The sequence below is a fragment of the Akkermansiaceae bacterium genome (assembly GCA_019634595.1).
In the GTDB taxonomy this organism is placed as follows: Bacteria; Verrucomicrobiota; Verrucomicrobiia; order Verrucomicrobiales; family Akkermansiaceae; genus Luteolibacter.
On record JAHCBC010000001.1, the window covers coordinates 109,021 to 122,514 of the forward strand.

Annotated in this window: 12 protein-coding genes; 6 read left to right on the forward strand and 6 right to left on the reverse strand. The window is 63.5% G+C overall.

Annotation, left to right across the window (positions count from 1 at the left end; genetic code table 11):
- Positions 1 to 3: 3 nt before the first annotated feature.
- Positions 4 to 633 (reverse strand): dethiobiotin synthase, encoded by a 630-nt coding sequence (bioD, locus tag KF712_00520; GenBank protein MBX3739442.1) that lies wholly within the window; start codon positions 631 to 633, stop codon positions 4 to 6.
- 95 nt (positions 634 to 728) lie between these two features.
- Between bioD and nadB the strand changes: the two genes are divergently transcribed.
- The 3 genes from nadB to KF712_00535 all read left to right on the forward strand — a co-directional run bounded on the left by nadB (position 729) and on the right by KF712_00535 (position 5,343).
- Positions 729 to 2,342, forward strand: a complete 1,614-nt coding sequence (gene nadB / locus KF712_00525) for an L-aspartate oxidase (protein ID MBX3739443.1) — start codon at positions 729 to 731, stop codon at positions 2,340 to 2,342.
- A gap of 257 nt (positions 2,343 to 2,599) precedes the next feature.
- Positions 2,600 to 3,226, forward strand: coding sequence for a hypothetical protein (locus KF712_00530; protein ID MBX3739444.1), 627 nt, complete (start codon positions 2,600 to 2,602; stop codon positions 3,224 to 3,226).
- A 314-nt stretch (positions 3,227 to 3,540) separates the two neighbouring features.
- The gene (locus KF712_00535) at positions 3,541 to 5,343 is read left to right on the forward strand and encodes a hypothetical protein (GenBank protein MBX3739445.1); all 1,803 of its coding nucleotides are present in this window, start codon (positions 3,541 to 3,543) and stop codon (positions 5,341 to 5,343) included.
- A gap of 228 nt (positions 5,344 to 5,571) precedes the next feature.
- Here the strand turns inward: KF712_00535 and KF712_00540 are convergent, their stop codons facing one another.
- The 4 genes from KF712_00540 to KF712_00555 form a co-directional block, all read right to left on the reverse strand.
- Positions 5,572 to 6,909 carry a hypothetical protein gene (locus KF712_00540; GenBank protein MBX3739446.1) on the reverse strand — a complete coding sequence of 446 codons (1,338 nt, stop codon included), beginning with the start codon at positions 6,907 to 6,909 and terminating at the stop codon, positions 5,572 to 5,574.
- Positions 6,909 to 8,501 carry a hypothetical protein gene (locus KF712_00545; GenBank protein MBX3739447.1) on the reverse strand — a complete coding sequence of 531 codons (1,593 nt, stop codon included), beginning with the start codon at positions 8,499 to 8,501 and terminating at the stop codon, positions 6,909 to 6,911. The genes KF712_00540 and KF712_00545 overlap by 1 nt, the downstream gene beginning before the upstream one ends.
- A 78-nt stretch (positions 8,502 to 8,579) precedes the next feature.
- Positions 8,580 to 9,029: an efflux RND transporter permease subunit gene (locus KF712_00550; protein MBX3739448.1), complete on the reverse strand. Its 450-nt coding sequence runs from the start codon at positions 9,027 to 9,029 to the stop codon at positions 8,580 to 8,582.
- 16 nt (positions 9,030 to 9,045) lie between these two features.
- A complete protein-coding gene (locus tag KF712_00555) occupies positions 9,046 to 9,792 on the reverse strand; it encodes an FHA domain-containing protein (GenBank protein MBX3739449.1) in 747 nt (248 codons plus the stop codon).
- A 154-nt stretch (positions 9,793 to 9,946) separates the two neighbouring features.
- On the opposite strand from KF712_00555, the gene KF712_00560 reads away from it, so the two are divergent.
- The 3 genes from KF712_00560 (at position 9,947) to KF712_00570 (ending at position 12,150) form a co-directional block, all read left to right on the forward strand.
- Positions 9,947 to 10,267, forward strand: coding sequence for a polymer-forming cytoskeletal protein (locus KF712_00560; GenBank protein ID MBX3739450.1), 321 nt, complete (start codon positions 9,947 to 9,949; stop codon positions 10,265 to 10,267).
- Positions 10,268 to 10,431: 164 nt separating this feature from the next.
- Positions 10,432 to 10,908 (forward strand): hypothetical protein, encoded by a 477-nt coding sequence (locus KF712_00565; protein ID MBX3739451.1) that lies wholly within the window; start codon positions 10,432 to 10,434, stop codon positions 10,906 to 10,908.
- 183 nt (positions 10,909 to 11,091) lie between these two features.
- Positions 11,092 to 12,150 (forward strand): nitronate monooxygenase, encoded by a 1,059-nt coding sequence (locus KF712_00570; protein ID MBX3739452.1) that lies wholly within the window; start codon positions 11,092 to 11,094, stop codon positions 12,148 to 12,150.
- A gap of 362 nt (positions 12,151 to 12,512) precedes the next feature.
- Here the strand turns inward: KF712_00570 and KF712_00575 are convergent, their stop codons facing one another.
- On the reverse strand, positions 12,513 to 13,436 hold the full coding sequence (locus KF712_00575) for a sugar phosphate isomerase/epimerase (GenBank protein MBX3739453.1): 924 nt from the start codon (positions 13,434 to 13,436) through the stop codon (positions 12,513 to 12,515).
- Between the last annotated feature and the right edge of the window lie 58 nt (positions 13,437 to 13,494).

Here is a 13,494-nt window from a genome sequence, read left to right on the forward strand (position 1 = left end):
GGATCAAAGATGCAAGAATCCCTCCGCATCCAGGAAGTTCTGGTTGAAGATCAGGTGTTCCAGCAGCGGCACGCCGGTCAATTCCTCGACCATGCCTTTGTTGGTGATCATCGCGGTGTCCATCTCGTCCTCCAGTTGGTTGAGCACGATGCCGGCACAGGTCAGGCCCTTCGCCTTGATGGCCTCCACCGTCAGGATGATGTGGTTCAGTGCGCCCAGCTTGTTTGCCGCGACCACCACCACCGGCAGGCCGAGTTCCAACGCCAGATCCGAAACACGGTATCCGGGGGCGATGGGAACCTCCCAGCCGCCCGCGCCTTCAACAACCACCTTCGCATGGCGGTTGGCGAGCTGGTGGTAGCCTGCGGTGAGTTCGGCGGGATTCACAGGATGGTTCTCCAGCATCCCGGCCACCAGCGGGGACAGCGCGGAGGCGAGATGGACCGGGTTCACTTCATCGACTTCCAGTCCGCCGGATGCCTCCGCCAACTGCATCGCGTCATCACGGTCGCCGCAGGAGACGGGCTTGTAGCCCACCGCGTCGATGCCTTCTTCGCGCAGGGACTGGAGGATGAGGCGGGTGGCGTAGGTCTTGCCCACGCCGGTATCGGTGCCGGTGATGAAGAAACTCACGGGGGAGGGGTGCCGTGGGGGAGCGTTCCGGTCAAGGCTGGTGCTGCGCGAAATTTCGCTTTGCGGGGGCGGCGGGATGTCGATGCTGGGCGCGGATGACAACGGATTTCCTGGTGATCGGGGCGGGCATTGCGGGATTATCGTTCGCTCTGAGGGCGGCGAAGCACGGCTCGGTCACGGTCCTGGCGAAGGGAAAGCTGATGGAGTCCAACACCGCCTGGGCGCAGGGGGGCATCGCCGCCGTGCTGGCGGAGGAGGACCGCGAGGCGGGCGACACCATCGAGGACCACGTGCGGGACACCCTGGATGCCGGTGCCGGGCTTTGCAATGAAGCCGCCGTCCGACTGATCGTCGAGGGCGCGGACGAAACCATCGACGACCTCGTTTCCCACGGAGTCCATTTCGACCGCAGTGGTGACCATTTCCAGCTCGGGAAAGAAGGCGGGCACTCCCACCGCCGCATCCTCCACTCCCGGGACACCACCGGCAGGGAGATCGCGCGTGCGCTCATCGCCGCCGCGCGCAATACGCCAAATCTCACCCTGCTGGAGGACCGCGTCGCCATCGAACTCATCACCAGCTCGAAGCTCGGTTCGCTGACGGATGACCGCGTGCTCGGGGCGTACGTGCTGGACGCGGCCACCGGAGAGGTGGAGGTGTTCCGCTCCGACCGCGTGATCCTGGCGACGGGCGGTTGCGGAAAAGTCTATCTCTACACCACCAACCCGGACTCCGCGACGGGGGACGGCGTGGCGCTCGCCTGGCGGGCGGGCGCATCCATCGCGAACATGGAGTTCATCCAGTTCCACCCCACCTGTTTCTACAATCCCGGGGCCACCGGCCCGGAGGCACGTTCCTTCCTCGTCAGTGAGGCGGTGCGCGGCGAAGGCGGCATCCTGGTGAACGCGAAAGGGGAGGAGTTCACAAAAAAAATCGACCCCCGCGGCTCCCTCGCACCCCGGGACATCGTTGCCCGTGCCATCGACCGTGAGATCAAGCGCACCGGCGCGCCCTGCGTCTATCTGGACGTGACGCACAAGCCCGCAGGCTTCATGCGGGAGCGCTTTCCGTTCATCTACGAGACGTTGCTGAAATTCGGCCTCGACTGTGAGAAGCAGCGCATCCCCGTGGTGCCCGCCGCCCACTACCAGTGCGGCGGAGTTTCCACGGATGTGGATGGCAAAACCACGCTGAAGGGACTTTTTGCCATCGGCGAAGTCGCTTGCACCGGCCTCCACGGAGCGAACCGCCTCGCCTCGAACTCATTGCTGGAGGGCAATGTGATGGCCCGCCGTGCGCTGGACGAAATGCTGCGCTCCTATGGTCCGGGCAAAGCCGAGTCCACCCCGCCGCCCATCCCGGAGTGGGAGCACGGCGACGTCGCGGAGCCGGACGAGTTGGTTGTCATCTACCACAACTGGGATGAGATCCGCCGCCTGATGTGGGACTACGTGTCCATCGTCCGCACGGACAACCGCCTGCGCCGCGCCGCCGCCCGCCTGAGGAACCTCAAGAAGGAAGTCCGCGAGTTCTACTGGGGTCACCGGGTGAATGTGGACATCCTGGAACTGCGGAACCTCGTTGCCGTCGCCAGCCTGGTCGTGGAGTGCGCCATCCGCCGCAAGGAATCCCGCGGCCTCCACTTCACGCTGGATCATCCCATGGCCGATCAAACGGCTTGCCGGGATACGGTGATCCGGAAGTTCTGACCCCCGGATTACCCCGGAACCCGGGGTATTTCAAACGGCTTCTGTAGAATCATTAAGCTCATCATATGATTAAGATAGGTTTAGCTTTGATTCGTGAAAAATGGACGATTGTTATGTATGTATCTTATTTTTAGTTGTTTGAGGGTTGTTGTTTGAGGGTGTTGGAGAGGTGGCGCGGCGGAGATCTAACACTTTGGTTGACCATCTGGTCCCACTCTGGCCAATTAGTGCCGCTTTCACCCCCAAAGCTCCCCCCCATGAAAACAACTCTGCTGCTTTGTGCAGTGGGATTTGCCTCGTTCGCGTTCAGCGGAAAGGCCGTGTCCCAAACCATCACCACCACCCTTGTGGAAATCAGCCCCAACGTGCCGGTGAACGGCTCTTTGGATGGCAGTTACTTCCAGAACTACCCATCGGGCACTCTGGTGTTCACCGACTTCCAGGCGTTTTGCGTGGAACCGGCCCAAGGACTCAGCTACGGCCAGACCCTTACTTTCGACCTTCAGGATCCACAGGATCTGGTGAACTCCGTCGCCATCTCAAAGCTCGTCGGTGGTTTCCTCGCTTCCGGCGGAACCGCTCTGGACGCAGCCGCGGTCCAGTGGGCCATTTGGGAAGTCGTCGCCGAGCTTTCCCCCACGCGTTCCCTCACCGAAGGAAATGTGATCCTTTCCCCCGGCAGCCCTTCCAATCCGGATGGCGACGCCGTGGCCACCTTGGCAAACCAATACCTCGCGAACATCGATACCTTCGCTCCTGCCAGCATCTACTATCTGACGCATCCGGACTACCAGAACGTCGTCACCTGGACGGCGATTCCGGAGCCTGGCAGCGCCGCTCTGGCCGCGCTCTCCGCGCTGGTGCTCTTCCGCCGCAGGCGCTGAGCAGCGGGCACGGGTTTTCCGGATATTCGCCGAAGTCCGCGCTGGTTCGTCCAGTGTGACCGGAGAATTTGACGGAAATCTCCATCCGGGAGCTGGCAGGGAAAAATTGAAAATCCACTGACACCCGCCGATGCTTGATGAAGCGTCGGCGGGTTTCCTGTTTCGTGCATCCGCATCAAGTGGTTCGAACTGTTCAGGGGGGAAGGCGCTCGGAGGGCTGGCTCAGCGTCTATCTTGACAAACGGGGTGTCCTGGAGTGGACTGTGGCGGATTTGTTTCCGTTTTTGACGGAAAAATCAAAAAAACCCCCGATCATGAAACCCCGTCTCTTCCCGGTCTTCGCCGTTGCGTTCATTTCATTGCCCGGTCCCCTGCTTGCGGTACCTCTTTACTGGGACGGAAGCGCGAACTCCGCGTTCAGCAACGCGGAGAACTGGTCCACGAATGCCGGAGGAGGGGTGAATCCCGACTCATTGGTTCCCGGTTCGGGAGATGTGGCGACGTTCAACGCGACGTCCCTGTTGACGGACAACACCGCTCCTCAGATCGTGGATCTGGGAGGGAATATTTCGGTTTCCGGCCTCAACTACACGGGGGAATCCAACCGAATGACCCTCCGGGGCGGTGGATCAAACGTCGTGCTTTCCATCGGTGTTGAGGGTATCGTCGCTTCCGGGGCGGCCAACAGCAGCAGCACCACCAGCCCGGTGGTTCATACGCCGACGAAGGTGTTCACCATCGGCGATACCACCGCCAACCAGAACGTGGCGATCTCCCTCACCGCGGGCCAGAGCTGGCTTTCCAATATTTCCGGCACCGTGGTGCCGACGGACGGGATCTATGTCCGGAACGGCGTGAGCCTGGGAATCACCGGCAGCCATACGCTGACCTTGGGAGGGACATCCAGCAGCACCCCTCTGAACACCATCTCCGGCGTGATCAGTGACGGAGGTTCCGACCGTTCCCTCTCCATCTCCATGAATCCCGGGTCCGGCAACACCGGCAACCGTTGGACGCTCTCCGGCAACAACACCTACACGGGCGCGACGACCGTCGCTTTCGGTGCGCTGACCATCGGCCATGCCAACGCCCTCGGTTCCACTTCCTCAGGGACGGTGGTGCAGTCGGGTGCCGGTCTGTTTTTCCGGGATACGGTATCAGGGACCATGGCGGCGGAAGCCCTCACCCTGAGCGGAAACGGCCCGGACTCTAAAGGGGCACTGCGCAACGTCAACGGCACCAACACCTGGAACGGTGCGATCACCCTTGCGTCCTCCACCGTTTCCATCGGCTCGGATGGTGGCACCTTCACGCTTTCCCCGACGGCGAACATCACGACCAGCGCCGGTCCGACCACCCTCCAGTTTGTGACCACCAACGCGACCGCCACCTCCGCTCTGGTGGTCAACGGGAACATCTCCGGCACGATTTCCATCAACAAGGGTGTCAACACCAACAGCAACAACTCCCCGAATGCCACGGTGACATTCGGCAACACCGAGAAGACCTACAGCGGCAGCACCGCCGTCACCAGTGGCATCCTGGCCCTCAACACCGGCCTGACGAACACCTCCGGAGTGACGGTGGCGGCTGGTGCCACGCTCCGCGGGAACAACGGTTCCATCAACAACCTGGCGACCACCACCATCAACGGCAGGCTGGCCCCTGGTGCCTCATTGGCGCCCGCCATCGGGATTCTGACCATGGGCAGGCTGGACCTGGCTGCGACGTCCACCCTGGCCATCGACATCGACTCGGCCAACGGCACCGTGGATCTCATCACGCTCGGCGGACTCACTGGAAATCTCAACATCACGGAAGGGGCGGTCCTGGCGCTCAATGACATCTCAAGTGCCGCGCTCTTGAACGGCGCGCTGATGTTCATCAAATACAGTGGTGTCTGGAATGGCCAGCGGTTCACCGTTGACGGCAACCTGATCAATGACAACGGCCAGTTCGTGACCATCAAGGGCAACCAGTTCCAGATTGACTATGACTTTGTGAGCGGGGCGGACAAGGGCGTGGCGCTGATCGTCGTGCCGGAACCCGCGGCGGCCGGACTGGCTGCCTTTGGCGCACTGGCGCTGATCCTCCGCAGGCGCAGGGCTTCCTTGTGAACGGGCGGAGAAAGGTCATTCCTTTCCGCTCGATGCGCGGTGCCTCCGTAGTGCCATGCCCCCGTCGGCTCCGCCGACGGGAAAGGAGGCGCTTTCTCCGAAAGGGCCGGGGTGGATCGCCCCCCGCCCCTGATGCCTCAAATCACTCCCGTTTCCCTTCGGGCCTGTCAGATGGAGCCACGTCTCACGGGACTTTCCGCGCAAGCGCGGTAGCGGCATGGAGTCAGCTCACTGCTTGCCGTTTTGCTTTTCCCAACTGCCGCGCCAGGCGGTGGCGGTTTCCTTCAGCTTGGGATCGTTGATCTGGGAGAGTGCCCAGGCGGATTGCTCCGGGTTGTTGTGCTTCCAGAGCATCTGCTGGGAGTATTCGGCGAGGGCGGTGTTGCGGCCCCAACTGGAGGCGGGCACGGATTCCAGCCAGGCGCGGGCACCCTGCGGGTCGCTGTTGACATAGCCGCTGACGGAGCGGTGGATGACGGCGGCTGCGTCCGGCATCTGCGGCAGGGTGACAGCCCACGCGGCGAGGTTGGCCTGCTTCTCCGGGGTGGTGGCGTAGCTGCGGATATGTTCGTGCACCTGCTGGGCGACCTCCTTGTATTCACCGGCCTGCAGGATCATGCCGAGCAGTTGCGGGGTTTGTTCACCCCCGGTCTCCGCGTGGTGGGCCAGGGAGCGGAGCATGCGTCCGCGGTCCGCCTCGGGCAGCTTCGCAAGTTCCGCCTGGATGGTGGAAATGGGGGCGGTGGCGAGGGATTTGCCGAACTCATGGACGAGGATGGTGCGCTGGGCGTCCGAGGTGGATTCCAGGAACTTCGTGCGGATTTCCTCCGTCGAGCCGCGCGCGCCGAGTTCCTTGATGGCATCCCGCGTCAGGTCGCGGAAGGTCTTGTCTTGCGGCAATTCGGTGAGCTTGTCGTAGAACGCGCCGATTTTCGAGGGGTCTTCCTTGATGGCCGCGAGGACCTGCGGGAAGATGGAGCGCCGTGTACGGAGCGGCAGTTGCCGGAGATAGTTGGCCACCAGCAGCGGGTTTTCCTTCACCACGGACTGAGCCCATTTTCCTTTGGCAAGGGCGGCGCCCAGCCCGAACTTGCCGGAGGTGATGAGATCCCAGGACTCCGTCGGACGTTTGGCGAATTCCTGGTCGAACGCCTGTAGCAGGCCCTGGATGCCCATGCCTTGGTTGCCGCCATCCCATGAGGTGTCGAACGCGGCGATGAGCGCCCCTTCCAGATCCACCTCCGCCCACTGGCGCAGGAGTTGCATCTGGAGAAAGAAGCGTTGCTGGGCGGGCAGGGATTGGTCGGCGATGGCGTCCCAAGCCTTCTGGTATTCGCCGGCCCGGAACTTCTGTGGGGGCGCTTGGTGTGGGGCGGCCCCCTCCTTTGCCTCCGCGGATGCACCGCCTGCCTGCCGGTGACCGTGGCGGGAAGGTTTGCCGGATGAGTCCCCGCCGGTGGAGGCGGTGGGGGAGAGTGTTTCCTGCCGGTGGAGCAGGACGAAGGCGAGCAGCAGCCCGAAGACCGCCGCTCCGGCGTGGGTGAGTTTCGTGAAGGAGGGTTTCATCACCGGGTGGGAGGCGGGGCCTGGATGCGTTCGCGGAGGGCGGGATCCTTCACCCATGCCCCGACTTCCTCGTTCAGCGCTTTGTTGTCCTTGCCGACGCTGCGGAGGATGCCGATGGAGGCCATTTCCCGGTCGATGCCCTCCGGCATGTTCTTCACCCAGTCCACGTAGTCCCTGCTGTAGAGATCGAGGTTGCTCTGGGAATGCCACACCCATGACTCGAAGCGTGCCTGGTGCAGTGTGGGGTCATCGTGCGGGATGGCCTGGAGGTAGTCGTAGAATTTCTGTGGATCGACGTTGTAGAACATCCACTGCGTGGGCTTGAGGGCGAGCTGCCACTTGTCCGGCTCCGGAGTATGGGTCAGAGCCTCCATGGCGGCGGGGCCGTTTTCCTCCGCCAGTTCCTTGAAGACCTGGAGGCGGATGGCGTCCGGGGAAGCCTGCGCCAGCCCGGGCAGATCCGCGGCGACGGCTTCATAGACTTCCTCGAAGGTGACCTTGCCGCTGCGGAAGGCGAAGCGCCAGTCCTTCGACGCCTTGTCGAGCGCCCTTGCGACGTCATTTCCGCCGAGTTCCAGTGTGAGCTGCTCCGCGTCCTTGCCATCGGTGCGGTTCTTCGCCAGCACCTCGACCCGCGTTTCGATGGGGATGTGGGGGCTGTTCTGGAGGAACTGGCGGTATTCCGGAGAGTTGGTGAGCGCCTCGCGGAAGGCGGGGTCCATGTCCGGGGAGTCCAGATGTTTCATCAGCCACTCCGCACCCTTCTGTCCGTTGCGCATGGCCAGGTAGGCGAGGCCTGCGGGTGAGTTGTTTTCCCTGGCGATGACCAGGAGGTCATCCGCCTTGTCGAACGGCCAACTGGAGAAGATCTGGCCGCGGATGCGGTTCCAGTGTTCCGGCGGGAGGGTTTCCTTGAGATTCCTCAGGATGGCCGGATCTCCCTGGCCCGCGACATAGTTGGCGAAGACGTGGGAAAACTGGCCGGAGTTCCGCGGGTCGCGGCCTTTCAGCCAGCCGATGGCTGTCTCCAGCCCCTTCTCCTGCATGGCGGCGTAGAGGGCGGTCCCCATGTCCACGCGGAAGGAGCGGTTGCCATCATAGAGATACTTGATGGCGGCCTCCGGGTCCTGGCGGAGCCAGTGGAGCAGGCGCGGCTGGAGCTCCGCGAGTGCCTTCGCCTCTTCCGGGGTGAAGCCTCTGGCGCGGGAGGCTTCTTTCTCCAGCAGTGCGATCGCCGCGGCGGCCACGTCATCCGCAGGGGGCAGCGCGTCGGCGGACTTGGCCAGCCGCTCGTAGGAACTTTTCAGGTAGTCCGCGTAGCTGAAGTTCTGGACGTGGTTGGTCTCCGGCAAGGTCCGTTCCGTGAAAAGATAGGGGGCCACGGCTTTCAGGACATCCACGCCGCTGTGCGTCTGCGTGGAGCGCTCCCGCCGTTGGGAGGATCTGGTGGTGGTGTTCTTCCCGTCCGTCTGGTTCGCGCCGTCTTTGCCCGCTTCATCCCGGTGGGTGGCGTGCCAAATGGCCATGCCGATGCCCAGACCGGCGGCCATGCCGATGAGATGGGTGCAGACCGTGCGAAGATGGGTTTTCAAGATTTGCACACCTTGGATGATCGCGCTCCAGGGGCAATCAAAAAAGGGCAGGGGCACACTTCATCCAACTGCAGGTTGTTATGGCAGGATGATGAGATCCGTGAGCTGGTAGTGATAACTGAACGGATTTTCAAGGGAGGCCTTCCGCTTGTACCACACCTTCACGGCGGTATCCTGTTCCATGCCCCTGACAGCGGCCTCATGCTCCGGGCCGAAGCGGATGAGGATGCCCAGCTTCCCCGGGCGGCTGACATGCATGCCGCCGGAACTGCCGATGCCGGTGAATGTCCCCTCGACCAGCTCCGGTTGGCTCTGGCGGTAGTCGCGCTCGATGAGGGGGCGGAAGATGGCGCTGAAGCGCCTGCAGTTCTTTTCCGTGTAGTCCAGATTCATCCCCATGATCCGCAGCACGGGCCGCTTGGTGGAGGACACCCAGCCCATGGACGAGGTCTTGTAGGCCCAGTAGTAGCCGGCCCCGAGGAGACCGGCGACCAGGATGACGATGACGGAAAGACGCAGGAGCCTCATTTCAGGCGCGGGTCACTCACTCTCCCGGAGCGGGAGCCGGGCCACCCGGGAGCGGCAGCGGCTTGCCATCGCCCTGCTGGATGGGCGCGGGCATCGGGATCACGGGCGGCGGCATCGGCACGGGGGCCGGTGGCGGGGTGGGGGCGGCGGGAGCCTGCGCGGCTGCCGGAGCGGCCCCCTTGCCCTCGCGCTTCGCCTTGATGTGGTCGAGGATGGAGCCGCCGGTTTCTTTCTGATGGCGGATGCCAACGCCGATACCGAAGGCGACGGTGGCGAAAATGATGAGCAGGATGGCGGCGAGAAGTCCGCCACCACCGTCCTCCTCCACACGGATGACCTGGCGCTTGGGGATCGGGCGGGGCTTGACGGCGTGGGCCATCGGCTGGGTGGAGATCGGTGCGTCCGGGACGGGCACATGGACGATACCCGGGTCCGCGGGGATTTCGCTGGCGAGGAACGCCTGTTCCTCGTCCGTCAGGGAAAAGTCGAACGCCACATCACCCAGGAATGCGGTGCTGCCGTGAAAGAGGGGGACATGTGGATAGCGCACGCCATCCTGCTTCACGCCGTTGGTGGAACCCAGGTCATGCAGCTCATAGCCGCCCAGGATCCGGCGCATCTCCGCGTGGTGCGTGGAAACCGAGCCGCTGTCCACCACGATGTCATTCTCACTCCCGCGGCCGATCTGCACCACCTCCCGATCCAGTTGGAACCGATAGGGTTGCGGGTTGGCTTCGGGGACGGTGATGGTGACACGGGGCATTTTGACTTTTACGTGAGGTTCTCACGCCTTCTAACGCGATCCGGGGGCGGAATGCACGGGAAATTTCACACCGCCCGCGCCGCCTCCGGGGATGCCTCGTCCGGCGGGGAATTGAACTCTTGCCACGCCTCATTTCCTCTGCTCCATTTCCGCCATGGCGAATCCCACCAATGTTCTTTCCAGCGGCATCGAGATCACCGGGTCCATCCGCTTCTCCAATGACATGATCATCGACGGCAAGATCGAAGGTGAGATCACCTCCGACAAGGGCCGCGTGACCATCGGTGAGAACGCCTCCATCAAGGGCGACGTCACCGCCGGCGAGGTGAAGGTCTATGGCAAGGTGGAAGGAAAGATCACCTCCCAGCGCTGCGAGCTGAAGGATAAGTCCCGCATCAACGGCGACATCAAGTCCAAGGTGTTCTCCATGGAGGAAGGCGCCTCCCTCTCCGGCCGCACCGAGATCGGCGGCTGATCCGGGATTTCCGCAATACACTTTTCAGAAACAGCGGCGGTCTCCGGACCCCCGCTGTTTTTTCTTCATGGAGCGCGGAATTCAGTCCGCTCCGGGGAATCCAGCCAGCGAAGCCAGGCGGACTGAAGTCCGCGCTCCCAGCTCCACCATCGGCCATCAGAAATATGCCCGGACATTTCGATATCCTCGACATCGCGGTCCTCCATGAGCCCGGCAGCGGGTGGCCGGACAAGACGGGCCACCCGGAGCGGTTCACGTTGGATTTCCTGGTGAATGGCAGATCCCTCCACCAGTTGCTGGGAGCGGACGAGTTGGGAATGGTGGGGCGATTCGCTTGCGATTATCCGGACCACAACGGGGATTCCGCAAAGGTGTTCCTGCTGGAGGCTGCCGCGGACTACGACGGGAAGTCCATCCTCTTCGGCTGCGGCATCTGCCTGGATCTGGGCTGCGGGGCGATCCTGGTGGAAATCACCCGGGTGGAGGGCGGTTGGCTCTGGTCCGGTTTTTCCTATGACAACGGGTGGGCTGAATGGCTGCCGGACACCGCACGCTATGAGGAGGTCTATCCGTTTTACTTCTCGGAGGAGAACTATGCCGACGTGATCGAAAGGGCGGCCACGTTTGTGAGGCGCGAATGAGGTCGCTGGGAGCGCCGGTCTTCAGACCGGCATCCTGGCATCGTCCGTCGGAATAGCCGGTCTGAAGACCGGCGCTCCCAGCGACCTGCTGACACGTTTCATATCATGTGGATGAGCTGGGATTGCTCGGTCCCTCCATCTTTCCCCTTTCGCACGTGGCGGGGCGGGGCCACCATCCATGCCATGGGACGGGACGACTTTCTCCGGAAGCTGGGCATCCGCCATCCCATCATCCAGGCACCGATGGCCGGAGTGTCCACGCCACGGCTGGCCGCTGCGGTGTCGGAGGCGGGCGGGCTTGGTTCCATCTCCATCGGGGCGTCCACGGTGGATGATGCGGAGCGGATGATCGCGGAGGCGCGTGCGCTGACGGAGCTGCCGTTCAATGTGAATGTCTTCTGCCATGCCCCGGCCGTGCGCGATGCGGGGCGGGAAAGCGGGTGGCTCGCCCACCTCGCGCCGTTGTTCCATGGCGTGGGGGCGGAGCCTCCATCCGCGCTGGAGGAGATCTACCGCAGCTTTGTCGCGGATGGGAACATGCTCGGCCTGCTGCTGGCCGCCCGTCCGGCGGTGGTGAGCTTCCATTTCGGCCTGCCGGATGCGGACTGGATCGGAGAGATGCGTGAGGCGGGTATCGTTACCCTCGCCACGGCGACGAATCTCCATGAGGCGGGGATGATCGAAGCCGCCGGGGTGGATGGCATCGTCGCGCAGGGGATCGAGGCGGGCGGGCACAGGGGGATGTTCGATCCGGACTCCGATGATGAGCGGCTGGACACGTTGTCGTTGGTGCGGCTTCTGGTGGAAAACAGCGGACTGCCGGTCATCGCGGCGGGAAGGATCATGGATGGCCGTGGCATCCGTGCCGCGCTGGATCTGGGAGCCGCCGCCGCGCAGCTCGGCACGGCATTCATTGGCTGTCCGGAGTCGTCCGCCAGCCCCGCCTACCGCGCGAGATTGCTGGGGGCACAGGACGGGGAAACCCTCCTCACCTCCATCATCTCCGGCCGCCCGGCGAGGGGTTTTCCGAATGGACTGACGCGGCATGCGGACATCGCGGATGGCCCGCCCGTCCCTGCCTATCCGGTGGCGTATGATGCGGCGAAGCAGCTTCATACGGCGGCGCTTGCTTCCGGCAGCGATGGATTCGCGGTAAAGTGGGCAGGCGAAGGTGCGGCCCATGCGCGGGTATTGCCAGCGGCGGAGTTGATGGCGGCATTGATATGCGAGCTGGATGGGTGATGCTGGGACCGCGGAATTCATTCCGCTTGGCTTCGCTGGCGCTGGGAGCGCCGGTCTCCAGACCGGCATTGGCTTCGCTGGCTCATTGCTCCGGGGCGGAATGAATTCCGCGGTCCCAGTAAGGTATGGGAAAATCCCGCCTCACCCTACGCGATCGCGTAATGGGGTTGTGTCCGGAAATGTGCCATCTTCCCGCCGTCCGAAAGAAGTCCCCCCGCTTCCGGAAAGACACTCCCCCCAAAACAGCACCTGACTTCCCCCCGAAGTAGCAACACGAACCCACCCGTGGCCGGTCCTCCCCCCGATACCGCCCGCCGGTGGGTTTGCCTTTTCCCTCCCGGCGTGGGGTGAAAGCCGCCGCCTCACAGGGCGAAGACCGCATCCATCTGGCGGGCGATTTCCTTGAGCCGCGCGAGATCCCCGCCGCCGACCTCGGCGGTGGCCCAGCCGCCAGGCTTCCCGTCCGTGGCGCGGAAGCCGATCTCCGCGAGCGCCTTGTTCAGCTCCGGCCAGTTCTCATCCCCGCCGTCGATGGGGGCCTTGAAGCCGTCGCCGTCCTTTCCGGACTCCTTGGCCAGCTTCAGGCTGTAGCCCTTGATATCCAGCTTGATGAGGCGCTTCGCTCCGAGCGCGCGCACCCATTCGGCGGGGGAGGCTCCGTATTTGAGCATGTTCGAGTGGTCGAGATACGCGCCGAGCCACGGGCTGGCGAAGGCATCGACGTAGTCCACGAGTTGCTTCGGGGTGGTGATGAAGTTGTTCCAGACCGTCTCGATGGCGATCTTCACGCCGAGTTCCTCCGCCAGTGGCAGCGCCTTTTTCACCTCTGTGATGGAACGCTCCCACACCTGGTCGAAGTTTTCCTTCTCCGGGTCCTTCACCGCGCCGGGCACCAGCAGGACGGTGTCACCGCCCAGGTGCTTGCTGTCGCGGAGGGCGGTCTTCAGGCCTTCCAGTCCCTTTTCCCGGACGGCGGCATCGGGATCGGAAAGGCGGACATTCCAGTGGATGCTGTCCACCACGCCGTGGATGGTCAGGCCGTGTTCCTTGGCCAGTGCCTTGATCTCATCCAGGTTCAGGTCGGTGGGGCTGTCGGCCTCGAAGCCGTCGAAGCCCGCGGCCTTGATATTGGCGATGCGCACGGCGAGGCTTTCGCCCTTGCTCATGCCCAGCTTCACGGCCTTGCGGTAGGGGGCTGTTCCGCCACCGGCGGCGAACGCGGATGGCATGAAAAACGGGACGAGCCCGGCGGCTCCGGTGCGGATGAAAGCGCGGCGTGTGGGCATGGTTCCAGCTTCTAGCGGTGGTGGGGGCGGAGAGGCACTCGAAATCGTCAGAAACGGA

Excerpts from the sequence above, each read along its gene's own strand:
- KF712_00560 (MBX3739450.1), top strand. The coding sequence starts at position 9,947 with ATGGCGAATCCCACCAATGTTCTTTCCAGCGGCATCGAGATCACCGGG.
- KF712_00535 (MBX3739445.1), top strand. The coding sequence starts at position 3,541 with ATGAAACCCCGTCTCTTCCCGGTCTTCGCCGTTGCGTTCATTTCATTG.
- nadB (MBX3739443.1), top strand. The coding sequence starts at position 729 with ATGACAACGGATTTCCTGGTGATCGGGGCGGGCATTGCGGGATTATCG.
- KF712_00540 (MBX3739446.1), bottom strand. The coding sequence starts at position 6,909 with ATGAAACCCTCCTTCACGAAACTCACCCACGCCGGAGCGGCGGTCTTC.
- KF712_00550 (MBX3739448.1), bottom strand. The coding sequence starts at position 9,029 with ATGAGGCTCCTGCGTCTTTCCGTCATCGTCATCCTGGTCGCCGGTCTC.
- KF712_00555 (MBX3739449.1), bottom strand. The coding sequence starts at position 9,792 with ATGCCCCGTGTCACCATCACCGTCCCCGAAGCCAACCCGCAACCCTAT.
- KF712_00530 (MBX3739444.1), top strand. The coding sequence starts at position 2,600 with ATGAAAACAACTCTGCTGCTTTGTGCAGTGGGATTTGCCTCGTTCGCG.
- KF712_00575 (MBX3739453.1), bottom strand. The coding sequence starts at position 13,436 with ATGCCCACACGCCGCGCTTTCATCCGCACCGGAGCCGCCGGGCTCGTC.
- KF712_00570 (MBX3739452.1), top strand. The coding sequence starts at position 11,092 with ATGGGACGGGACGACTTTCTCCGGAAGCTGGGCATCCGCCATCCCATC.
- KF712_00565 (MBX3739451.1), top strand. The coding sequence starts at position 10,432 with ATGCCCGGACATTTCGATATCCTCGACATCGCGGTCCTCCATGAGCCC.